Source organism: Streptomyces sp. WAC05374, from assembly GCF_004353505.1.
GTDB lineage: Bacteria > Actinomycetota > Actinomycetes > Streptomycetales > Streptomycetaceae > Streptomyces.
The window spans coordinates 1-23128 of the sequence record NZ_SMNQ01000024.1 but is presented as its reverse complement, the minus strand read 5'-3'; the positions used below and the strand labels follow the sequence as shown (position 1 = coordinate 23128).

The following is a 23128-nucleotide window of genomic DNA, read 5'->3' as shown; positions in this document are numbered from 1 at the left end:
GAAAATAGATCAGACAGGTTTCGCCTCGGCCGCTCCGCACGACGCGCGCACCCGCAGCCGCGGCAGCAGCGTCACATGCCGCCGGGGCTCGTTCTCGGACCCGTCGTCATCCCCCTCGCCACCCGCTGCCGCCGCCCGGGCGAGCCGCTCCACCAGCAGCTCCGTGGCCAGCCGCCCCACCTGCCGCTTCGGCGGGGCGACCGCCGTGAGCGGCGTGTCGGCCAGGGCGGCCACCTCGTCGTCGTACGCGATCAGCGCCAGGTCCCCCGGCACGCGCACGCCCAGCTCGGCGAGGCGCTGCACCATCTGGATGGCGTCCACGTCGTTGTGCACCAGCGCGGCGGTCGCCCGGCCCGACGCGACCGCCGAGTGCAGCGCCCGGACCGCCGCCTCGAACCCGTCCGGGTCCAGCTCGGCCGGCACCGAATCGATCACCGGCCCCGGCTCCTCCAGCCCCAGGGCACCCAGCGCCTCCGCGTACCCGGACCGCACCGCCAGCGCGGTCGGGCTGTCCGCGCGGGCCACCAGCAGCGGCGCCCGGTGGCCCAGCCCCACCAGGTGGCGCACCGCCAGGACGACCCCGTGCCGGTGGTCGGAGGACACCCGGTCCAGCGCGTCCAGGGCCGAACCCGGCGTGGCGCGCCGCTCCAGCAGCACGGCCGGCACCGGCAGCCCGGCGATCCAGTCGCCGTGCTCGGCCTGGTCGCCCGGCGCCCGCCAGCCCGGCGCCACCAGGAGCCCCTCCGCGCCCGCCGCCAGCAGGCCCTCGGTGCGGGCGCGGTCGTCCTCCGGCCGGTAGTCGGAGATCCGCAGGACCAGCCGCGCCCCGGCCGCGGCCGCCGCCTCGCGGGCGCCCCGGATCACCTCGGCGAAGTAGTACGTCGCCGACGGCGCGAGCAGGCCCAGCACCGGACCGGTGCCCGGCGCGGCGCCGGACGGCTCACCCCCCGGCCGCCACTCGGCCCCCGCCCGCCCGGCCGCGCCCCGGCCCGCCGCGCCCGGGGCCGCGCCCGGCCCGCCGGACCCGCCCGGCCACGAGACCTGGCCGTGCACCCGGTCCAGCAGGCCCCGGGAGGCCAGCGCCTCCACGTCCCGGCGGGCGGTCACGGGGGAGACGCCGAGCTGCGCGGCGAGGTCCGAGACCCGCGCGGTGCCCCGCTCCCGTACCAGGGCCAGCAGTCGGTCGTGACGTACAACAGCACTCTCGCGCACGGCGGAAGTCCCCCTCGAGGTGTGGTGGCTCGGTCGAGCGGTGCCCGTCGTCGCACCCTAATCCACCCCGGGAGGCCGTCTGATCGAACGGCGGAGTTTCGATCATTCGCTCCGCCCCCATTGACGCCCGATCGCCGGAGCCCCATGCTTCCGGCACGCGCCGGTGCTTTCCGGCGACGCGGGACGGGCGGCAGCGGTCCGGGGGGCTACTGCGGCCCGTACTTGCGGCCCGCCCGGGAACTCACGCCACCGAGCAGGCTGCGCGGCGCCAGCTTCACCACACCCATCAGGGCCTTGTACCGGGGGTCCGGAACGGACAGGGTCCTGCCCCGCGCCAGATCCGTCAGCGCCGCACCCACCAGCTTGTCGGCGTCCAGCCACATCCAGCCCGGGATGTTGTCCGTGCCCATCCCGGCCCTCTCGTGGAACTCCGTCCGCACGAACCCCGGGCACAGCGCCATCAGCCGCACCCCGCTGCCCGCCAGGTCCCGCGCCGCGCCCTGCGTGAACTGCACGACCCAAGCCTTGGACGCCCCGTACGTGCCGCGCGGCACGAACGCGGCCACCGACGCGACGTTCACCACGCCGCCCCGGCCGCGCTCCCGCATCGACGCCGTGGCGGCCGACGTCAGCCGCAGCACCGCCTCGCAATGCACCTTCAGCATGCGCAGCTCGTCCGCCATCGACACGTCCAGGAACCGGCCCTTGTTGCCGAACCCGGCGTTGTTGATCAGCAGGTCCACGGGCCGCTTCGGGTCGGACAGCCGCGCCTCCACGGCCGCGATGCCGTCCTCCTCGGCGAGGTCGGCCGCCAGGACCTCGGCCTCGATCCCGTGCCGGTCGTGCAGCTCCGTCGCCTGCTCGCGCAGCCGCTTCACATCCCGGGCCACCAGCACCACGTCGCGGCCGTCCGCCGCCAGCCGCCGCGCGAAGGCGGCCCCGATTCCCGCCGTCGCGCCCGTAATCAGTGCAGTCGTCATACGCGCACGTTAGTGCCCCGCGCCGACATCACGGCGGCCGGTCCCGAGGGGTGGCGGACGGGTGGCCGTACATGTACGGAGTATCCGTATCCGCCGCCCCGTCAGGCGGCGTTCAGCGGGGGCGCGTCGCCCGCTCGGCGTACGCGAGCGCGGCCTCCCGCACGTCCGGGTCCAGCGCCTCGCCGGCCGCGAGCGTGCGTGGCAGCAACTCCCGCCGGAGCGTGAACGCGCGGAAGGCGAAGGCGACCGTCACCTCGTGGTCCGGCCGGTGCACGACCTCGATCCCGTCGCCCGCGCGGATCTCGCCCGCCTCCACCACCCTGAGGTACGCGCCCGGGGCGGCGTGCGCGGTGAACCGCCTGACCCACCCCTTCTGCTCCAGCCAGCTCGCGAACGTACGGCACGGGATGCGCCCGGACGCCACCTCCAGCACGGCCGAGCCGACCCGCCAGCGCTCGCCTATGAGGGCGCCGTTGACGTCGTACCCCGCCGTGGTGAGGTTCTCCCCGAACGAGCCGTTCGCCAGCGGACGCCCCAGCTCGGCCTCCCAGTGGTCGAGGTCCTCGCGGGCGAACGCGTACACCGCCTGGTGGGTCCCGCCGTGGTGCCGCAGGTCGCAGACCGTGTCCCCGGCCACGCCGCTCCCGCCCTCGCCCTTGGGTCCGGGGTCGGCCACGCGTACCGGGCCCTCGGCCGGCCGCTTGTCGATCCCCGTCATGCCGCTCGCGCTGTCGCTGTACCCCACGGCCTTGGGCCGGCCCACATTGACGGTCAGAACTCTCATGCCGCCACGCTAAAGGAGCCGCTCAAAGCGCCGCATCGATATTTCGCGCGGCATCCAAGCGCGCCTTATAGTCGAAGGGTGATCGAAGCCCGTCATCTGCGCGTCTTCCGCGCCGTCGCCGCCACCGGCTCGTTCTCGGCCGCCGCGCGCGAACTGGGCTGCACCCAGCCCGCCGTCAGCCAGCAGATGAAGGCGCTCGAAGCGTCCGCCGGCACGCCGCTGCTCATCCGCACGGGCCGCGAGATGCGCCTCACCCAGGCCGGCGAGGCACTGGTGCGCCACGCCTCCGGAATCCTCGCGGGCCTCACGGCGGCCGAGGAGGAGATCGCCGCCATCGCGGGCCTCCGCGCCGGCCGCGTCCGGCTCGTCTCCTTCCCGAGCGGCAGCTCCACCCTCGTCCCGACCGCCCTCGCCGCCCTCCGCGCGGCCCACCCCGGCACCCGGGTCTCCCTCGTCGAGGCAGAGCCGCCCCGCTCGGTCGAGATGCTCCGCGACGGCGACTGCGACGTGGCCCTCGCCTTCCGCTACCGGCCGGCCGTCGCCGAGTGGGACGACCTCGTCGTACGCCCGCTCCTCGCGGACCGCCTGGTCGGGCTCGTCCCGGAGGGCCACCGGCTCGCGGACGCCGACGCCGTGTCCATCGGGGAACTGGCCGAGGAGTCCTGGATCGCCGGCTGCCCGCGCTGCCGCCGCCAGCTCGTGGAGGTGTGCGAGGGGGCCGGCTTCGCCCCGCGCATCGACTTCGCGACCGACGACTACCCGGCGGTGATCGGCCTGGTCGGCGCGGGCCTCGGCGTCGCGGTCCTGCCCGAGCTGGCCATCCGCTCGGTACGCCCCCGGGGCGCCCGGACCGTGTCGGTGGAGCCGGCGGTCGAGCGGGAGATCGTCGCCCTCACCCTGCCGGACCTGGCCAAGGTCCCGGCGGTCGCCGCCACCCTCGACCAGCTCACCCGCGCGGCCGCCCTGGTGTGACCGCACGCGCCCGCGCGTGAAGGACCGCGCCGGGGACAGGCGCCCGTGGACGTACCAAAGGGGCGGCCTGGGGCGGCCGCCCCTGGAGGCTCGGCGGGAAAGTCAACAGAAGAAACGTTCCTTCAGGCGCTGGCCGGAGTTCCCGACGATGTGGTGATGAGACGGTTGCGGGCTCGTCCCATGAGTTCCTCGCGCTCGTCCTCGGTGAGGCCGCCCCATACGCCGTAGGGCTCCCGCACGGCCAGTGCGTGGGCCGCGCACTCCGCGCGGACCGGGCACCGCATGCAGACCTCTTTCGCCGAGTTCTCGCGCGCACTCCGCGCCGCGCCGCGCTCCCCCTCGGGGTGGAAGAAGAGCGAACTGTCGACCCCCCGGCAGGCCGCGAGGAGCTGCCAGTCCCACAGGTCGGCGTTGGGTCCGGGAAGGCGGGAGAAATCTGCCATGGCGCATGTCCCCTTGGTTCCGGTACTGAGCTGGTGAGTGGGCTGATACAGCCACGACCGTACAACTACTGTCTTAGTAGATGTAAATATGACTCATTGCGAATCTAGCTACAGACACCGACAAAGTGAAGGAAAAGCCGCTAAATGGGGCATAGCTCTGAGTGAAGGAACGGTGACCTGCGTCGCTCTGCTCCGTACGCGCTCCCTCACGTAGAGTGCCGAAGGGGGAGGGCGGACCCGTAACTCTTTCGAGTGACCGTCGTTGAGAGTGCGGAGGCGGTTGAAAGAACAAGCGCTCGGGCAGATGTCCGGGGGCGTCAACCGCACAGGTGACGAAACGTAACCAGCCTGGAGGCTCAAGGTGACGCGCACTAGCTGCGGAGGACGGCCATGACATCCGTCCTCGTCTGCGACGACTCCCCGCTTGCCCGAGAAGCGCTCCGCCGCGCCGTCGCGACGGTACCCGGCGTCGAGCGCGTGACGACCGCGGCCAACGGCGAGGAAGTCCTCCGCCGCTGGGGCGCGGACCGCTCGGACCTCATTCTGATGGACGTACGCATGCCCGGTCTGGGCGGCGTGGAGACCGTCCGACGGCTGCTGTCCGCGGACCCCGGCGCCCGCATCATCATGCTCACCGTGGCGGAGGACCTCGACGGCGTGGCGCTCGCCGTCGCCGCCGGCGCCCGCGGGTACCTGCACAAGGACGCCTCGCGCGCCGAGCTGCGGGCCACGGTCACCCAGGCGCTCGCCGACCCGACCTGGCGGCTCGCCCCGCGCCGGCTGCGCTCGGCCGAGATGGGCGCCGCGCCCACCCTCACCGCGCGCGAGATCCAGGTGCTGGAGGGCATGAGCCACGGCCGGTCCAACGCGGAGATCGGGCGTGAGCTGTTCCTCTCCGAGGACACGGTCAAGACGCACGCCAGGAGGCTGTTCAAGAAGCTGGGCGCATCGGACCGGGCGCACGCCGTCGCGCTCGGGTTCCGCTGGGGCCTGGTGCGCTAGCACGTGACCGTGGCGATCCCCGTCCGCCGCCCGGCGGACGGGGCGGCGGAGGCGCGATATCTGTTTCCGGCGCGATGCCGCATCCTTGAAGGGTGGAGTTCCTCGGGGACGAGTCGATCGAGCGGGAGGGGAGGGCGCAGGAGATGAGTTCCGGCGCACCTGCTCATAACGCTTCGGTGCACAACAGTGGACGCGGTGCCGCGGACGGACGGACGCCAGGGCACCATGGACCGATGCGCGACGACGAGGCGGCCCATGCCCACGGGGCCATCGGTGCACTCGTACACCGTGCGGTCGAAGGCGACGAGCAGGCCACGCACGATCTCCTGGCCCACGTCCACCCCCTGGCCCTGCGCTACTGCCGTACGCGGCTGAACCGCCTGCCCGGTGACGCGCGGCACTTCGTCGAGGACCTCGCCCAGGAGGTGTGCGTCGCCGTCCTGATGGCCCTCCCGCGCTACAAGGACACCGGACGGCCCTTCGAGGCGTTCGTCTTCGCCATCGCCGGCCACAAGGTCGCCGACCTCCAGCGGGCCGCCATGCGGCACCCCGGCTCCACCGCCGTGCCCTCCGACGAGATGCCCGAGCGCCCCGACGACTCCCTCGGCCCCGAGGAGCGGGCGCTGCTCAGTGACGACGCCGAGTGGGCCAAGCGCCTGCTCGCCAACCTCCCGGAGAACCAGCGCGAACTGCTGGTCCTGCGGGTCGCCGTCGGCCTGACCGCCGAGGAGACCGGCCAGATGCTCGGCATGTCCCCCGGCGCGGTCCGCGTCGCCCAGCACCGTGCGCTGAGCCGGCTGCGGGCGCTGGCCGAACAGTGACGCGTGGCCCGCGCACCGCGCGGGCACGCACCGGCCGCCCGTCCGGACCGGACACGCACCCGCCCGCGCGTCCGTCCGTGTACGGCCGTACGTGTGAACGTACAAACCTTCCGGGTGATCTTGCTCGTGGAATGAGACACGGCCGCAGGCCGTTAGCATGGACATCCGCACCGATCAAGGCCATTTGGGGAAGGTGTCATGACTGCCAACGTCGACGGAGTGCCCGGAAAATTCGCGACACTCGGGCTGACCTACGACGACGTGCTGCTGCTGCCGGGCGCGTCCGACATGGCGCCCGACCAGATCGACACTTCCTCGTACATCTCCAAGAACGTACGGGTGAACATCCCGCTGCTGTCCGCCGCGATGGACAAGGTCACCGAGTCCCGCATGGCGATCGCCATGGCCCGGCAGGGCGGCGTCGGCGTGCTCCACCGCAACCTCTCCATCGCGGACCAGGCCAACCAGGTCGACCTGGTCAAGCGCTCCGAGTCCGGCATGGTGACCGACCCGATCACCATCAACCCGGACGCGACGCTCGCCGAGGCCGACGCCATCTGCGGCAAGTTCCGCATCAGCGGCGTCCCCGTCACCGACCCGGCGGGCAAGCTCCTCGGCATCGTCACCAACCGCGACATGGCCTTCGAGACCGACCGCACCCAGCAGGTGCGCGACGTCATGACGCCCATGCCGCTGGTCACCGGCAAGGTCGGCATCTCCGGCGTGGACGCCATGGAGCTGCTGCGCCGCCACAAGATCGAGAAGCTGCCGCTCGTCGACGAAGCGGGCATCCTCAAGGGCCTCATCACCGTCAAGGACTTCGTCAAGGCGGAGAAGTACCCGAACGCCGCCAAGGACAAGGACGGCCGGCTCCTCGTCGGCGCCGCCGTCGGCGTCGCGGGCGACGCCTTCGAGCGCGCCCAGGCGCTGATCGAGGCGGGCGTCGACTTCATCGTCGTCGACACCGCGCACGGCCATTCCCGGCTGGTCGGCGAGATGGTCGCCAAGATCAAGTCGAACGCGGCGGTGGACGTCATCGGCGGCAACGTCGCCACCCGTGACGGCGCCCAGGCCCTGATCGACGCCGGCGTCGACGGCATCAAGGTCGGTGTCGGCCCCGGTTCCATCTGCACCACCCGCGTGGTCGCCGGCATCGGCGTCCCGCAGGTCACCGCCATCTACGAGGCCTCCCTCGCCGCCAAGGCGGCCGGTGTCCCGGTCATCGGCGACGGCGGCCTGCAGTACTCCGGCGACATCGCCAAGGCCCTGGTCGCGGGCGCCGACACGGTGATGCTCGGCTCGCTCCTCGCGGGCTGCGAGGAGTCCCCGGGCGAGCTGATGTTCATCAACGGCAAGCAGTTCAAGTCGTACCGTGGCATGGGCTCCCTCGGCGCCATGCAGTCCCGCGGCGAGCAGCGGTCCTTCTCCAAGGACCGGTACTTCCAGGAGGGCGTCGCCTCCGACGAGAAGCTGGTCCCCGAGGGCATCGAGGGCCAGGTGCCCTTCCGCGGCCCGCTCTCCGCGGTCGTCCACCAGTTGGTCGGCGGCCTGCGCCAGTCGATGTTCTACGTCGGCGGCCGGACCGTCCCCGAGCTCCAGGAGCGCGGCCGGTTCGTCCGGATCACGTCGGCGGGCCTCAAGGAGAGCCACCCGCACGACATCCAGATGACCGTCGAGGCGCCCAACTACAGCAGGAAGTGATCCACGCGCGCGTGAGGGGCGGTCCGGCATCCGGCCGGAACCGCCCCTCAGGCGTGCGTCGGGGATACTGGTAGGCGCAGACGTAGAGGGAAAGGCCACACATCGTGACTGAGATCGAGATCGGGCGCGGCAAGCGCGGCCGCAGGGCGTACGCGTTCGACGACATCGCCGTCGTACCGAGCCGGCGCACCCGGGACCCGAAGGAGGTCTCGATCGCCTGGCAGATCGACGCCTACCGTTTCGAGCTCCCGTTCCTGGCCGCTCCGATGGACTCGGTGGTCTCCCCGCAGACCGCGATCCGCATCGGCCGGCTCGGCGGCCTCGGCGTCCTGAACCTCGAGGGCCTGTGGACCCGGTACGAGGACCCGCAGCCGCTGCTGGACGAGATCGCCGAGCTGCCGGCCGAGACCGCGACCCGCCGTCTGCAGGAGATCTACGCGGCCCCGATCCAGGAGGAGCTGATCGGGCAGCGCATCAAGGAGGTGCGCGACTCGGGCGTGGTCACCGCGGCCGCGCTCTCCCCGCAGCGCACCGCCCAGTTCTCCAAGGCCGTCGTCGACGCCGGTGTGGACATCTTCGTCATCCGCGGTACGACGGTCTCCGCCGAGCACGTCTCGGGCGCGGCCGAGCCGCTGAACCTGAAGCAGTTCATCTACGAGCTCGACGTCCCCGTCATCGTCGGCGGCTGCGCCACCTACACCGCCGCCCTGCACCTGATGCGCACCGGCGCGGCGGGCGTCCTCGTCGGCTTCGGCGGCGGGGCCGCGCACACCACGCGCAACGTGCTGGGCATCCAGGTCCCGATGGCGACCGCCGTCGCGGACGTCGCGGCCGCGCGCCGGGACTACATGGACGAGTCCGGCGGCCGGTACGTCCACGTCATCGCCGACGGCGGTGTGGGCTGGTCGGGCGACCTGCCCAAGGCGATCGCGTGCGGTGCCGACTCGGTGATGATCGGCTCCCCGCTGGCGCGCGCGACCGACGCGCCCGGCAAGGGCCACCACTGGGGCATGGAGGCCGTCCACGAGGACGTGCCGCGCGGCAAGCTGGTCGACCTCGGCATCGTCGGCACGACCGAGGAGATCCTGACCGGTCCCTCGCACTCGCCGGACGGGTCCATGAACTTCTTCGGCGCGCTGCGCCGGGCGATGGCCACCACGGGCTACAGCGAGCTCAAGGAGTTCCAGCGCGTCGAGGTCACGGTCGCGGACGCCGAGCACAAGCGCTGAGCCTTCGCGCCGCCTGCCCGAGCAGGGGCAGCCGATCGGGTTCGCCAGGGGCCCGCACCTTCGCAGGTGCGGGCCCTTTCCGCTGTCACAGGCGGTGCGCCGCGCCCGCCGGGGTGACGCCCCGGGTGTCCAGCAGGAGCTGCGCCTTCACGGCCAGCCCCTGGAGGTCGTAGGTGCGGTGGTGCTGGAGCAGCACCGTCAGGTCGGCCGCCGCCGCCGCCTCGTACAGGGAGTCCGCCCGCGGGACGGGCAGGTCGCGGACGCGCCAGTCGGCGACGTACGGGTCGTGGTAGCTGACCGCCGCGCCCATGTCCATCAGGCGGCGGGCGATCTCGGCGGCGGGGGCGGCCTCCTGGTCGGCCAGGTCCGGCTTGTAGGTGACGCCGAGCAGCAGGACGCGGGCGCCGCGGGCCGACTTGCCGTGCTCGTTGAGGAGCGTGGCGCAGCGCTGGATGACGTACTGGGGCATGCGTTCGTTGACCTGGCCGGCCAGTTCCACCAGGCGCAGCGGGCGGTGGGGGCCGATGGTGTCGACGGGGACGCCGTGGCCGCCGACGCCGGGGCCGGGGCGGAACGCCTGGAACCCGAAGGGTTTGGTCTCGGCGCACCGGATGACGTCCCACAGGTCGACGCCGAGTTCGTGGCAGAGCACCGCCATCTCGTTGACGAGGGCGATGTTGACGTGGCGGAAGTTGGTTTCCAGCACCTTGACGGTCTCGGCCTCGCGCAGGCCCCGGGCCCGTACGACCTTGTCGGTGAGGCGGCCGTAGAAGGCGGCGGCCGACTCCGTGCAGGCGGGGGTGAGGCCGCCGATGACCTTGGGGGTGTGGGCGAAGTCGTGGGCGCGGTTGCCGGGGTCGAGGCGGCCGGGGGAGTAGGCGAGGTGGAAGTCGCGTCCGGCCCTGAGCCCCGACCCGGCTTCCAGCAGCGGGCGCAGTACGTCCTCGGTGGTGCCGGGATGCACGGGGGATTCGAGCAGGACGGTGGTGTGGGGGCGCAGCCGGGCGGCGAGCGCGCGTGCCGCGTCGGTGACGGCGGTCAGGTCCGGGGTGCGGTCGGCACCGGCGGGGGTGGGGGTGCAGATGACGGCGGTGCGGACGCGGCCGAGTTCGGCGGTGTCGGTGGTCGGCCGGAAGCCCCCCGAGAGCATCCGGCGGATCTCCGAGGCGGTGAGCGAGCCGTCGACCGGTGGCCGGCCGGCCGCCAGTTCCGCCACGGGACGGGGATCGGTGTCGTAGCCGATGGTGTCGATACCGGCGGCTGTGGCGGCTTGGGCGAGGGGCAGGCCGAGGTGGCCGAGGCCGATGACGGCGAGGTCTGCGGGCATGGGTGATGCCGTCCTTCCCAGTAGCCGGAGTGGACGAGGCACGCAAGTCCTGTGGACAGAACGAGCGGTATGCAATGTCAGACTAGGCGTAAATATGACCGTTATGCGGCATTGCGGGCTGTGGTTCGGCCGAGTGTTGTCCACAGGCGGTGGCTGAAGTCGGGGGGCCGGGACAGAATCGAGTCTGTGAGCCCGACCACACCGGGGGCGACGGGAGGCAGCGGTGAGGACAGCGACACTGGGACCCGCCGAGCGCGTGCAGGCGCTGGCGGCCATGGCCGATCGCGAACTGGACGTGCTGGTCGTCGGCGCCGGAGTGGTCGGCGCGGGGACGGCTCTCGACGCGGTGACACGCGGGCTGGCCACCGGGCTGGTCGAGGCCCGTGACTGGGCGTCGGGCACCTCCAGCCGCTCCAGCAAGCTCATCCACGGCGGGCTGCGCTACCTGGAGATGCTGGACTTCGCGCTCGTACGGGAAGCGCTGAAGGAACGCGGCCTGCTGCTGGAGCGCCTCGCCCCCCACCTGGTCAAACCGGTGCCGTTCCTCTACCCGCTCCAGCACCGGGGCTGGGAGCGGTTCTACGCCGGCTCGGGCGTCGCGCTGTACGACGCGATGTCCGTCTCGTCCGGCCACGGGCGCGGGCTGCCCGTGCACCGGCACCTGTCACGGCGCCAGGCGCTGCGCGTGGCACCCGCGCTCCGCAAGGACGCGCTCGTCGGGGCGTTGCAGTACTACGACGCGCAGATGGACGACGCCCGGTTCGTGGCCACGCTCGTGCGGACGGCCGCCGCCTATGGCGCGCACGTCGCCAGCCGGGCCCGGGTGATCGGCTTCCTGCGCGAGGGGGAACGGGTCGTCGGCGCCCGGGTCCAGGACGTGGAAGGGGGCGGCGAGTACGAGGTCCGCGCCAAGCAGGTCGTCAACGCGACCGGGGTGTGGACGGACGACACACAGGCCCTGATCGGGGAGAGGGGGCAGTTCCACGTCCGGGCGTCGAAGGGCATCCACCTCGTCGTGCCCAAGGACCGCATCCACTCGAGCACCGGTCTGATCCTGCGCACCGAGAAGTCGGTCCTCTTCGTCATCCCCTGGGGGCGCCACTGGATCGTGGGGACCACCGACACCGGCTGGGACCTGGACAAGGCCCACCCGGCGGCGTCGAGCGCCGACATCGACTACCTGCTGGAGCATGTGAACAGCGTGCTCGCCGTGCCGCTGACCCGCGACGACGTGCAGGGCGTGTACGCGGGACTGCGGCCCCTGCTGGCCGGCGAGTCCGACGCGACGAGCAAGCTGTCGCGCGAGCACACCGTGGCCCACCCCGTGCCCGGCCTCGTCGTCGTCGCGGGCGGCAAGTACACGACGTACCGGGTGATGGCCAAGGACGCCGTGGACGAGGCGGTGCACGCCCTCGACACGCGGGTGGCCGCCTGCGTCACCGAGGACGTGCCCCTGCTGGGCGCCGAGGGGTACCGCGCCCTGTGGAACGCCCGCGCCCGCATCGCGGCCCGGACGGGGCTTCACGTGGCGCGCGTGGAGCACCTGTTGAACCGGTACGGCTCCCTGGCCGAGGAGCTGCTGGAGATGATCGTCGCCGACCCGAAGCTCGGCGAACCGCTGGGCGGCGCCGAGGACTACCTGCGGGCCGAGATCGTCTACGGCGCGTCGCACGAGGGCGCCCGGCACCTGGACGACGTGCTGACCCGGCGGACCCGCATCTCGATCGAGACGTTCGACCGCGGCACGCGCAGCGCGCGGGAGTGCGCCGAACTGATGGCACCGGTACTCGGCTGGGACGAGGCGCACATCGAGAAGGAGGTGGAGCACTACGCGAAGCGGGTGGAGGCGGAGCGCGAGTCGCAGCTCCAGCCGGACGACCTGACGGCGGACGCGGCCCGGCTCGGCGCACCCGACATCGTGCCGCTCTGAGCGTGCGGCCCCGCTTCGTGCGGGCGGTCGCCCGCCCCGCCGGGCGCGTGCCCGGCGGTCACCTCGGCCACCGGCCCGTCTGGGCCTCGGCCACCGGCCCGTCAGGGCCTCGGCCACCGGCGGCACGGCCGCGGCCTCACGCGGGGCGTGACGCGCTCGGTTCGCGGTCCGTGAGGGCCGCCGCGGTGGCCCGCACGAAGGCTTCCGGGTTGTCCAGCATGATGTTGTGTCCGCAGTCCGGGATCGCGACGACACGCACCCCGGCCTCGGTGAGCGCGTCCGTGCCCGGGAGCGGTCCTGCGGCCTCGGGCAGCAGGTAGGTGCGGGGCATCCGCATGTCCAGCAGGAGGTCACGCATGGTGGGCACGGTGCCGCGGGTGAGGTGGACCGCGCTGCGGTGCAGGGCCTCCCGGCCGGCCAGGCGCATCGTGGACCACCAGTGGGCACCGACCCGGTCGCGGACCTCTTCCCAGCCACCCTCCAGGAACTCCTCCTCGGAGTAGGAGGCGATGCCGCTGCTGCCTTCCCCGGGGCGCATGGGCGGAACCGGGTCGAGGTTGGCGTCGATCAGCACCAGCCGGGAGACCAGGTGGGGGTGGCGGGCTGCCAGGACGATGGCCACGGAGCCGCCCATGCTGTGCGCGACGAACTCGGCACCCGTGACACCCGCGCCGGTCAGGGCGGCGGCGAGCGCGTCGGCGTGCGATTCCAGCGTGTAGTCGAAGCTCGCCGGCCGGTCGCTGATGCCGTGGCCCAGCAGGTCGATCAGCAGTGACCGGCGGCCGGCCAGCAGGGGATGCACCGCGACTTGTGTGAAGTAGGCGGGCGAGGTGGCGCCCAAGCCGTGCACGTAGACACGCGGCGGCTCCTGCCCCGGCAGCTCCACCCAGCGGATGCGGTCACCCTCGGGCGTTACGGCGACGCTGCGCACAGTCCGATCTCCTGGAGTCGCGATCGATGGGACGACGAGAGTAACCACCGTGCGCGACCGCCCGGTGCGCGCCCCGGACCGTGCGGCTCTACGAGGCGCGGAACGCGGCGGGCCGCGCCGTCTCGTGGCCGCGCCGGCCTTGCGCGCCGCGGCAGAACTCGGCGTCGAGGAGCGCGGGTTCCAGCTCCGCGAGGGTCCCGCGCGGAACGGCGTCCGTATTGACCCGGAAGGTGACGGTGCGTCGGCCGTCCGGGCTCGTGGCCGAGCGGACGTAGCTGCCGGTGATGAGGCCGTTGTGGCCCCACACCGTCGTGCCGCAGGACAGGGTGTGGCGGTAGATGCCCATGCCGTAGGGGCCGCTCGCCGGCCGGGTGCTGAGCAGCTCGCGGAGCTGGGGCGGGGGGAGGAGGCGGCCGGAGAGGAGGGCGGCGTAAAAGCGGTTCAGGTCGTCGAGGGTGCTGACCAGTTCGCCCGCCGCGTCGGCGGTGCGGGGGTCCAGTACGGTGACGTCCCGGCCGGCGGCGTCATATGCCCGGCCGTGCGGTGAGGGAAGGGCCGCACGGGTGCCGGGGAACGACGTGCCGGTGAGGCGGAGGGGTCTGATGATGCGTCGGAGCGCCTCGGTCGCGTAGGGGCGGTCGGTGACGTGTTCGATGACGAGACCGAGCAGGACGTAGTTGGTGTTCGAGTAGGCGTAGTGCCCGACGGGCCGCCACGGCCCCGCCAGCACCCGGCGCACGGCCTCACGCGCACTGGTGCGTGCCGGGGGTGACGCGTGAGTGGTGCCGGGGGCGTAGTCGGGCAGGCCGCTGGTGTGGGTGAGGAGGGCGCGGAGCGTGACGCGCCGGGCGGCCTCGCCGCGGACCAGGCCGGGCAGGTGGCGGCCGACGGGGTCGTCGAGGTCCAGCCTGCCCTCGGCGTCCAGTTGGAGCACGACGGTGGCGACGAACGTCTTGGTGATGCTGCCCGCGCGGAAACGGTCGGCGCGCCGGATGCCGTGACCGGCCGTCTGGAACTGCGACCCGGAGGGCGAGGCGGACAGCATCGCGGCGGCCGGAGCGTGGCCCTCCGCGACCAGCCGGGGCAGCACGGGGGAGGGAGGGGCGGGGGAGGGCTCCCCCGACAGCGGGCCGGCGCCCAGCGCGACCAGGGCGGTGACCAGCGGAACGGCGAGCCGCGCGCGGGGCAGTGGCATGGTGGCGTCCCTTCTTCGGGGCCCATACTGACGGACGAAGGACCCGGGAGATTCGCCGGTCCCGGAGTGAGAGACAATGGACGCTCTTCCAGGGCGGGTTACCGCATCGCGCGGAAGCGGCAGGCGCGGGCGAGGATCAGGGATCGCAGAGGGGACGCATGTCGGGAGCGGAGCAGTCGCGGAACGCGGCTCGGGAACCTCAGCGGGACGCGGCGAAGCCGGGCGTCGGGACGGACGGGCCGGACACGGAACCGGGCGCCGGAGCGGCCGGGGACGCCTCCGTCCCGCCGGGCACCGAACCGGTCAAGGACGCGACCATCAAGCTGGGCGCGGGCCGGCCCCAGAAGGCGGCCGGCGAGTCCGGCGGCCCCTCGGGCAAGGACGCGGACGGCACCGTTCCCGGGCCCCGGTCCGGCAAGGACGCGGACGCGCGGCGGGACGCCGACCCGCGCGGTGCCACCGGCGCCGGTACCGGTAGCGGTGACGAGGCGTCGGGTACGCCGGTGACGCCGCCGTCCACGGGCGCGTCCGGCACCGCCGAGGGAGCCAAGGCCGCCGAGGGTGCGCAGGCTCCGGAGGGGGCCAAGGGTCAGGAGCGCTCCAAGGAGCCCGCGGCCCGTAAGGACTCCGAGGACCCCGCGAGCCTCAGCAAGGCCAAGTCCGCCGCGAGCCCCACCAGCCCCAAGTCCGCCGCGAGCCCCACCGACTCCGCAGGCCCCACCGGCTCCGCGAGCCCCACCGCCCCCGGCGACCCCGCCGGCGCCAGGGCCGCCAAGGGCTCCAAGGCGCCCGAGGGTGCCAGGAAGCCCGCGCAGTCCAAGGAGCCGAAGGACACCAAAACCTCCGGGGCGAAGCCGGCAGCCGGGGCCGCGCGCGGCGACGGCCGGGCCGACACGGCGTCAGGGGCGCGGCCGACCAGCGAGGGACGGCTGCTCGCGGGCCGCTACCGGCTCGGCGGCGTCCTCGGGCGCGGCGGCATGGGCACCGTGTGGCGGGCGGTCGACGAGACGCTCGGCCGTACCGTCGCCGTCAAGGAACTGCGCTTCCCCAGCAGCATCGACGAGGACGAGAAGCGCCGCCTCATCACGCGTACCCTCCGCGAGGCCAAGGCGATCGCCCGCATCCGCAACAACGGCGCCGTGACCGTCTACGACGTCGTCGACGAGGACGACCGCCCCTGGATCGTCATGGAGCTGATCGAGGGCAAGTCGCTCGCCGACGCCGTGCGCGAGGACGGCGTCCTCACGCCCAGGCGCGCCGCCGAGGTGGGCCTGGCGATCCTCGACGTGCTGCGCTCGGCGCACCGTGAGGGCATCCTCCACCGTGACGTGAAGCCGTCCAACGTCCTCATCGCGGACGACGGCCGGGTCGTGCTCACCGACTTCGGCATCGCGCAGGTCGAGGGCGACCCGTCCATCACCTCGACCGGCATGCTCGTCGGCGCGCCCTCGTACATCTCGCCGGAGCGGGCCCGCGGTCACAAGCCGGGCCCGGCGGCGGACATGTGGTCGCTGGGCGGCCTGCTGTACGCGTGCGTGGAGGGCTGCCCGCCGTACGACAAGGGCTCCGCCATCGCGACGCTGACCGCCGTGATGACCGAGCAGCTCGACCCGCCGAAGAACGCGGGTCCGCTGGAGGAGGTCATCTACGGCCTGCTCCACAAGGACCCGGCCAAGCGGCTCGACGACGCGGGCGCCCGTGCGCTGCTCAACGACGTGATCCACGCGCCCGAGCAGTCCGTGGCGCCGGCCGCCGAGCCGTCGCCCGAGGTCACGCGGATCGTGCCGCTCCTGCCGCTGCCGGGCGAGGGCCCGGCCACCAAGCCCCAGGAGGTGGCGGACGCGGCGGCGGAGCGGATGCGCGGCGCGCTGCGTTCCGTGCGCAACGCCGCGGCGTCCACCAAGGCGGAGCCGGGGCCGGGTCCCCGCCCGCGGTCGGCGGAGCGTTCCGGTCCGGCGGCGCCCGTGCGGGCACCGCTCACGGACGTGGTGTCGCGCCGCACGCTCGTGGTGATCGCGGTCGTCGTCGTGCTGGCCGTGATCGCCACCGTGCTGGCGCTCAGCCTGGGCGGCGACGACGAGCCGGGCGCCAAGGGCCAGGGCACGCCGGGCGGCGACCGTACGGCGTCGGCCGGTTCCACGGCCGGCCCGAGCGGCTCGGGGGGCAACGACGGCAAGCCCGACGGCGAGCAGGGCAAGGAGCAGGGCGGCGGGGCGCAGCCCGGCACCGGTGGCGGCGACGGCGGTGGCGGCGTCAAGCCGTCCGGCGGTACGGGAGCCGGGACGGGCACCGGGGCGGCGACGCTGCCGAGCGGGTACGCCATGGTCAGCGACGACCGGTTCCACTTCACCATGGCCATGCCGTCGAACTTCCGCATGACCGGCATAGCGGGACAGAACTCGGGCGGCATATTCAGCCAGAGCGGCGGGTTCCCGCGCGTCCAGGTCGACTTCACCGACAGCCCCGGTGACGATGCCGCCGCTGCCTGGGCGGCCGCGTGGGTCGGCCTGAAGGCGAGTGTCAGTGGCTACCGGCATCATGGAATCGACAAGGTCGACTACAAGGGTTATCCGACGGTCGCCGACTGGCAGTTCGAGCGCGACCAGAGCGGGGAGCGGGTACGCGTGCTCAACCGTGGCTTCAAGGTCGACGCGAAGCGCGGGTACTCGATCATGATCACGTGCAAGTCCGCCGAGTGGGACGGCGCGGAGTGCAAGACGCTGCGGGACACGGCGTTCGCGACGTTCAGCCCCAAGGACTGACCAGGGCCACGTATCGTGAGAGCTCGTAGACCGTACGCAGCCGGAATCAGCGGGTAACTGCACGCGAGACGACCAGAATTGACGGGTTCGTACGGTCTGTGAAGCCGGGGGACAGCGCGCTCGTGGGGAGGCGGCGTCGTGGACGACTACGCGGGAAGGGTGCTCGCCGACCGCTACCGCCTGCCCTTGCCGCCCTCCGACGAGTACGAGCTCGTGGAGACGCGCGCCTTCGACACCTACAGCGGCCAGGAAGTCCTGGTCCGGCAGTTGCCGTTGCCGGAGGTCGTCGACGCCGAGGTCGTGGAGCCCGGGGCCGGGGCACCGGGCGGGCCTGCCGGGGCCTCCGGGGCGCGGGTGCCACCGCGCAGGGCGCCGGCCGCCCGAGCCGTCCGCCGGTCCTCCGACCCGGCCGTCCGGCGGGCGATCGAGGCCGCCCAGGCGGCGGCGCAGATCCCGGACCATCCACGGCTCGACCAGGTCTTCGACGTCTTCGCCGAGGCCGGGTCCTTGTGGATAGTGAGCGAACTGGTGGCGGCCCGGCCGCTGGCGGCACTGCTCGCGGAGAAGCCGCTGAGCCCGTACCGGGCGGCCGAGATCGGCTCCGACGTGCTCACCGCGCTGCGCGCGCTCCACGCGCACGGCTGGGTCCACCGGAACATCACGGTCCGTACGGTGCTCGTCTGCGACGACGGGCGGGTCGTGCTGACGGGGCTCGCGGCGGGGGCCGCGGAGGAGGCCCTGTGCGGGTACGCGCCCGTGCCGGACCCCGACGCGGACCAGGACGCCGACGACGACGTCCCGTACGCACCGGCCGGCCCCGAGGGCACACCCGAGCCGCCTCCCGGGCTCCCGCCCGCCCCGCTGCCCGCCCTCGCGCCCGGCTACGAACTGGCCGCGCCCACCCTCCCGCAGCCCTACGCGCCGACGCGCCCCGAGCCGTACGCGCCGGAGGGCCGCACCACCGCACCCCACCCGGCCACCGCACCCCGCCCCGCCGGCACGCCCCAGGGCACCGGAGCCACCGGCGCGGCCGGGGCCATCGCCGCCTACCGGGCCGGGATGCGAGCCGTCGCCCGGGCCGACGAGGCGGGCGCCGCCCTCCCCCTGCCGCCCCCGCCGACGGGCCCCGCCGCCCCGGCGGGCGGCACCCCGGACGACTACGAGCCCCAGTGGTGGTCGCAGACCGCGGACCTGGAGGACGACGAGGGCGACGACGGCGAGGACGACGACACCGGCGGCCGGGGCGAGGCACCCCGGCGCGCCCTGCTGACCGGCACCTGGAGCGACGGGCCGGGCACGGGGCACGGCTCCGTCCCGGCGGGCGGCGGCGTCTCCCCGTACGGCACCCGCGACGCCCTGCGCGCCGACGCCCAGCGCCGTGCCCACGCCCCCTCCGGCGCCGGGCCGGGCGCACCCACCGGCCCCACCGCACCCGTCGAACCGGGCGGCCGCTGGGACGACGTCGTCGAGGACACCCGGGCCACCGCCCCCCGCTACAAGGGCCCCGCCACGCCCCTCGCCGCCGAGCGGGCCCGCCAGGCCCGGATCGCCGTCGTCGGAGCCGTCACCGAGCGCTGGGCGCCCGAGCAGGCCGGGCCGGTCCACGACACCTGGCAGCTCGCACCGCCCATCGGCCCCGCCACCGACCTGTGGGCGCTCGGCGCGCTGCTCTACCGGGCGGTCCAGGGGCATGCCCCGTACCCCGAGGAGAGCGCCGCCGAACTGGTCCAGATGGTGTGCTCGGAGCCGCCCGCGTTCGCCGAGGAGTGCGGTCCGCTGCGCCCGGTCGTCGAGTCGCTGCTGCGCCAGGACCCCACCGAGCGGCCGGACTTCGAGGAGCTGCGGGGCTGGCTCCGCTCGCTCGTCCGGTCGGCACCGGAGCCCGACGCGGGCACCGAGGTGGTGCCGATGCCGTCCGTCGACGCCGCCCGCCTGCCCGTCGTGCGCCGCCGGGGCGAGCTGGTGCGCAGACGCCGCGCGGGCGCGCCCGGCACCACGCACGGCCGCCACCGCCACTCCAGGAAGGCCGAGCGCGCGTCGCGCTCCCGCACCCCGCGCGCCCTCGGCCGGACGCTCCTGCTCGTCATACTGCTCGCGCTGGCCGCCGCCATCGCGTACGCCGTGATGTTCATGCCCAAGGCGGACACCCGGAACGGGGGGCAGGCGCCCCAGGCCCCCCAGCAGTCGCCGCGGCCGCAACAGCCGGGCCCGCCGCAGCAGTCCACCGATCCGCAGGACCCCCAGCAGCAGCACCCCAGCCCCGGCGGCCAGGCGCCCTCGACCAACACCGTCACGCCCGGTTCGCCCGGCGGGACGGACCCCGGCGGGACGAGCCCCGGCGTGGCGGCCGGGTACACGGTGCGCGACGACCCGGAGGGCTTCCGCGTCGGCGTCGACAAGACCTGGCGGCGCAGCCCCATCAACGACGTGGGCCAGGTCCGTTACACCGGCGGGGACTTCACCCTCGTCGTCGTACCCGGCCGGGACACCGTGCGGGAGGGCGGCAGCGACCCCCTGGAGTACCAGCGCACCAAGGAGCGCGAACTCCAGCCCTGGCGCGACTCGAGCTGGGCCACCGCATCAGGGCTGCGGCGGATCGACGTGGGCCGACAGGTCATGGCGGAGGGCCAGTTCACCTGGTCGGACGTCAACGGCCGTGAGGTGTACGTCCGTAACCTGGCACTCGTGGTAGCCGACCGTTACCACGTCATCCAGGTCATCGGCCCGGAGAGCGAGCGTGACAAGGTGTCCGAGATCTATCAACAGGCCGTGCAGGCCTACCGCTCCACGCGCTGAAACGGATCACGGAGCGGTCTCCTTGGCAACCCCGAGGTTTCGGCCACGGCACAACCCTCCGTAACCTGGCCTCCGAAGGAAGAGCGGGGGACAGTGGAACACTCTCAAGGCATGGGCGCGGGACTCGTACTGGCCGGTCGCTACCGGCTGAGCGAGGTCATCGGCCGCGGCGGCATGGGCAAGGTCTGGCGCGCCCACGACGAAGTGCTGCACCGGACCGTCGCCGTCAAGGAGCTCACGGCCGGTAAGTACGTCTCGGAGGCCGACCGGGCCGTCCTGCACGCCCGGACGCAGAAGGAGGCGCGCGCCGCCGCCCGCATCACCCACCCCGGCGTGGTCACCGTGCACGACGTGCTGGAGCACGACGACCGCCCGTGGATCGTGATGCAGTACGTCGACGGCCCGTCCCTCGCCGACGCCGCGAAGGCGGCTGAAAATCGCCGTATCGACGCGTGCGAGGCGGCGCGTATCGGTCTGCACGTCCTCAGCGCGCTGCGTGCCGCGCACGCCGCCGGAGTGCTGCACCGTGACGTCAAGCCGGGCAACGTGCTGCTCGCCCACGACGGCCGCGTCCTGCTCACCGACTTCGGGATCGCCGCCATCGAGGGCGACTCCACCATCACCCGTACCGGGGAACTCGTCGGCTCCATCGACTACCTGGCTCCCGAACGGGTACGGGGCGGCGACCCCGGGCCCGCCTCCGACCTCTGGTCCCTCGGCGCCACGCTCTACACCGCCGTCCAGGGCACCTCGCCCTTCCACCGCACCTCGCCGATCAGCGTCATGCAGGCCGTGGTGACCGAGGAGCCCCCGCCCGCCGAACACGCCGGCGCCCTCGGGCCGGTCATCATCGCGCTGCTGCGCAAGGACCCGGCGGACCGGCCCGACGCCACCGAGGCCGAGCGGATGCTGCTGGAGGCCATGGAGGGCCGCGCCCCGGCCGCCGCGCAGGCGTACGTCCCGACACGGTCGATCAGCCGGGAGGAGCTGGCGGCCGTCACCGTGCGACTGCCGGAGTCCGAGCAGGACGCCGCCGCGGGCGCCACGCCCTCCACGGCGTCCTCCGCGTCGCGTACCGCCGCGTCCGCCCCGTCCGCCGGGGACCCCGCGTCCTCCGCGTCCTCCGGTGCCGGGACCGCCGGCGCGGCCGGGCACCCCGCGGCCTCCGGTGCCGCCGGCCCGGCCCGCACCGCCGGGCACCCCCGCCCCGGCAGCGACGGAGCCCCGGGCCCGGGCGCCGCCGCCGGCCCGGGCGCCGCCGGCCCGGCGGGCCCGCGGGGCCACTGGGGCGCCGACAACCCGCCACACCCCCGGCGGGGTTGGCGCACGGCCCTGCTCGTGACCGTCCTCGCCGCCGTCGTGGGCAGCGCCGCGGGTTTCGCCGTCATGCGGTACGGGAACGACGACACGGCCCGGGCGGCCGCCGGCCTGGACGGGCCGGTGCGGACCGTTCCGGATGGCTGGGAGCGGGTCGAGGACCCGTCGGGTTTCAGCCTTCTCGTGCCTCAGGGCTGGAAGCGCCGGACGGAAGGCGGTCAGATCGACTACACCCCCGACAACGGCCGCCACCTCATCCGTATCAGTGTCGACGCCTCACCCGACTTCGAAAATCCCTGCCTTCACATGCTCGATATCGAGAAAGGGCTGAAGAAGCGGCTTCCCCGGTATGAGCGGAAGGAGCTGCACGCGAACACGTTCCGTGATCAACTGGAATCGTGTCTGTGGGAGTTCACCTGGGTCGAGAAGAACGCACATGCGGGCGAGCGGCGCGCGATCGACCAGGTGTACTACGCGGACGACGGAACCGAGTACGCGCTGTACATGTCCGCCCCCGCGGTCGACTGGCCGGTGACGCGGGAGCAGTTCGACATCATGCTGCGCGGCTGGCGTCCCGCCGAGGAGTGACCCTCGGCGCGAGCAGAGGGGATGTGCCGTGTCCGGATCGGGGCAGCAACGGCGGATCGTCGGACGCTACCGGTTGGATGCCCGGCTCGGGCGAGGAGGCATGGGCACGGTCTGGCGGGCGTACGACGAGCTGCTCGGCCGTCGCGTCGCCGTCAAGGAGCTCCACGTCGACGTGGGCACCGCCGTGTACCCCACCCTCCGTGAGGCGCGGGCCATCGCGCGCGTGCACCACCCGCACATCGTCTGCGTCCACGACGTGGTCGAGGAGGACGACGTCCCGTACATCGTCATGGAGCTGGTCGAGGGGCGTTCGCTCGCCGAGCGGATCGCCGTCCACGGCCCGCTGGACGTGCGCGAGGCGGCCCGCGTCGGACTGGCGCTGCTGAGCGCCCTGCGCGCCGCGCACGCCCTGGGCGTGCTGCACCGGGATCTGAAACCCGCCAATGTCCTGCTGGAGGAGGGCAGTGGGCGGGTCGTCCTCACGGACTTCGGCATCGCGCAGCTCGCCGGTTCGACGACGATCACCGAGGCGGGGATGTTCGTCGGCTCGCCCGAGTACACCGCTCCCGAGCGGATGCGGGGCGCGCAGGCCGGTCCGGAGACGGACCTGTGGTCGCTCGGGGCGCTGCTGTGCGCGACGCTGACCGGCCAGTCGCCCTTCCACCGGGACTCGTTGGGCGGGGTGCTCCACGCGGTCGTGGAGGAGGACTTCAGACCGCCCGCGGCGGCGGGGCCCCTCCTGCCCGTCGTACGCGGGCTGTTACAGCGTGACCCGCAGCGGCGGATGGGCGCGGCCGAGGCGGAGCGGCTCCTGCGGGCGTACGCGGAGACCGGACGGCCGCGCGAGTACGAGGGTCGCGGCGGCTACGAGGGTCGCGGGTACGAGGGCCGGGGCCAGGACGCCCGGGGCCAGGACGCCCGGGGCCCGGACGGCCGCTCCGACGGGCGCGGCTCCGACGGCAGGGGCTCCGACGGCAGGGGCTCCGACGGGCGCGGCGGGGCCGATGCCGGGGCCCGGGCGTACGAGCCGGCCCCCGTGCCGTACACCGGCCGGGCGACCGGCGCCGCCGGCCCGTACGCCGACGCCGTCCCGCCCCGCGAGGACGCCCCGCGCACCGCGCCCGCGGCGGGCGCGGTG

Annotated in this window: 17 protein-coding genes; 10 read left to right on the top strand and 7 right to left on the bottom strand. The window is 73.8% G+C overall.

Annotation, left to right across the window (positions count from 1 at the left end):
- Positions 1-9: 9 nt before the first annotated feature.
- The 3 genes from E2B92_RS29655 to E2B92_RS29645 form a co-directional block, all read right to left on the bottom strand.
- On the bottom strand, positions 10-1212 hold the full coding sequence (locus tag E2B92_RS29655; RefSeq protein WP_133087766.1) for a LacI family DNA-binding transcriptional regulator: 1203 nt from the start codon (positions 1210-1212) through the stop codon (positions 10-12).
- A gap of 206 nt (positions 1213-1418) precedes the next feature.
- Complete coding sequence (locus tag E2B92_RS29650) at positions 1419-2192, bottom strand: SDR family NAD(P)-dependent oxidoreductase (protein WP_126888144.1); 774 nt, start codon at positions 2190-2192, stop codon at positions 1419-1421.
- A 112-nt stretch (positions 2193-2304) separates the two neighbouring features.
- Positions 2305-2976 carry an MOSC domain-containing protein gene (locus E2B92_RS29645; protein ID WP_126888145.1) on the bottom strand — a complete coding sequence of 224 codons (672 nt, stop codon included), beginning with the start codon at positions 2974-2976 and terminating at the stop codon, positions 2305-2307.
- Between the two features lie 78 nt (positions 2977-3054).
- Between E2B92_RS29645 and E2B92_RS29640 the strand changes: the two genes are divergently transcribed.
- Complete coding sequence (locus E2B92_RS29640; protein WP_126888146.1) at positions 3055-3948, top strand: LysR family transcriptional regulator; 894 nt, start codon at positions 3055-3057, stop codon at positions 3946-3948.
- A gap of 122 nt (positions 3949-4070) precedes the next feature.
- On the opposite strand, the gene E2B92_RS29635 is transcribed toward E2B92_RS29640, so the two are convergent.
- Complete coding sequence (locus E2B92_RS29635; RefSeq protein ID WP_126888147.1) at positions 4071-4391, bottom strand: WhiB family transcriptional regulator; 321 nt, start codon at positions 4389-4391, stop codon at positions 4071-4073.
- Between the two features lie 390 nt (positions 4392-4781).
- Between E2B92_RS29635 and E2B92_RS29630 the strand changes: the two genes are divergently transcribed.
- From E2B92_RS29630 to E2B92_RS29615, 4 genes are all read left to right on the top strand, one after another.
- On the top strand, positions 4782-5393 hold the full coding sequence (locus tag E2B92_RS29630; protein ID WP_003948568.1) for a response regulator transcription factor: 612 nt from the start codon (positions 4782-4784) through the stop codon (positions 5391-5393).
- Positions 5394-5626: 233 nt separating this feature from the next.
- The gene (locus E2B92_RS29625; RefSeq protein WP_073753561.1) at positions 5627-6214 is read left to right on the top strand and encodes a sigma-70 family RNA polymerase sigma factor; all 588 of its coding nucleotides are present in this window, start codon (positions 5627-5629) and stop codon (positions 6212-6214) included.
- Between the two features lie 198 nt (positions 6215-6412).
- The gene (gene guaB / locus E2B92_RS29620) at positions 6413-7915 is read left to right on the top strand and encodes an IMP dehydrogenase (protein ID WP_126888148.1); all 1503 of its coding nucleotides are present in this window, start codon (positions 6413-6415) and stop codon (positions 7913-7915) included.
- A gap of 104 nt (positions 7916-8019) precedes the next feature.
- The gene (locus tag E2B92_RS29615) at positions 8020-9144 is read left to right on the top strand and encodes a GuaB3 family IMP dehydrogenase-related protein (RefSeq protein ID WP_126888149.1); all 1125 of its coding nucleotides are present in this window, start codon (positions 8020-8022) and stop codon (positions 9142-9144) included.
- 85 nt (positions 9145-9229) lie between these two features.
- Here the strand turns inward: E2B92_RS29615 and E2B92_RS29610 are convergent, their stop codons facing one another.
- Positions 9230-10471, bottom strand: a complete 1242-nt coding sequence (locus E2B92_RS29610; RefSeq protein WP_126888150.1) for a nucleotide sugar dehydrogenase — start codon at positions 10469-10471, stop codon at positions 9230-9232.
- A gap of 223 nt (positions 10472-10694) precedes the next feature.
- Between E2B92_RS29610 and E2B92_RS29605 the strand changes: the two genes are divergently transcribed.
- On the top strand, positions 10695-12401 hold the full coding sequence (locus E2B92_RS29605) for a glycerol-3-phosphate dehydrogenase/oxidase (protein WP_126888151.1): 1707 nt from the start codon (positions 10695-10697) through the stop codon (positions 12399-12401).
- A 136-nt stretch (positions 12402-12537) separates the two neighbouring features.
- Here the strand turns inward: E2B92_RS29605 and E2B92_RS29600 are convergent, their stop codons facing one another.
- Both E2B92_RS29600 and E2B92_RS29595 read right to left on the bottom strand, forming a co-directional pair.
- Entirely contained in the window at positions 12538-13332 is a 795-nt protein-coding gene (locus tag E2B92_RS29600; RefSeq protein WP_126888152.1) for an alpha/beta fold hydrolase, read from the bottom strand.
- Between the two features lie 88 nt (positions 13333-13420).
- Positions 13421-14527 (bottom strand): serine hydrolase domain-containing protein, encoded by a 1107-nt coding sequence (locus E2B92_RS29595; protein ID WP_133087765.1) that lies wholly within the window; start codon positions 14525-14527, stop codon positions 13421-13423.
- Between the two features lie 158 nt (positions 14528-14685).
- Here E2B92_RS29595 and E2B92_RS29590 point away from each other — a divergent pair, with 158 nt between their 5' ends.
- From E2B92_RS29590 to E2B92_RS29575, 4 genes are all read left to right on the top strand, one after another.
- Positions 14686-17289 (top strand): serine/threonine-protein kinase, encoded by a 2604-nt coding sequence (locus E2B92_RS29590; RefSeq protein WP_133087764.1) that lies wholly within the window; start codon positions 14686-14688, stop codon positions 17287-17289.
- 138 nt (positions 17290-17427) lie between these two features.
- The gene (locus tag E2B92_RS29585) at positions 17428-20085 is read left to right on the top strand and encodes a protein kinase (RefSeq protein WP_133087763.1); all 2658 of its coding nucleotides are present in this window, start codon (positions 17428-17430) and stop codon (positions 20083-20085) included.
- Positions 20086-20196: 111 nt separating this feature from the next.
- Positions 20197-21990 (top strand): serine/threonine-protein kinase, encoded by a 1794-nt coding sequence (locus E2B92_RS29580; RefSeq protein WP_235024039.1) that lies wholly within the window; start codon positions 20197-20199, stop codon positions 21988-21990.
- Between the two features lie 100 nt (positions 21991-22090).
- The coding region (locus E2B92_RS29575) for a serine/threonine-protein kinase (protein WP_235024038.1) at positions 22091-23128 on the top strand (1038 nt) is incomplete at its 3' end.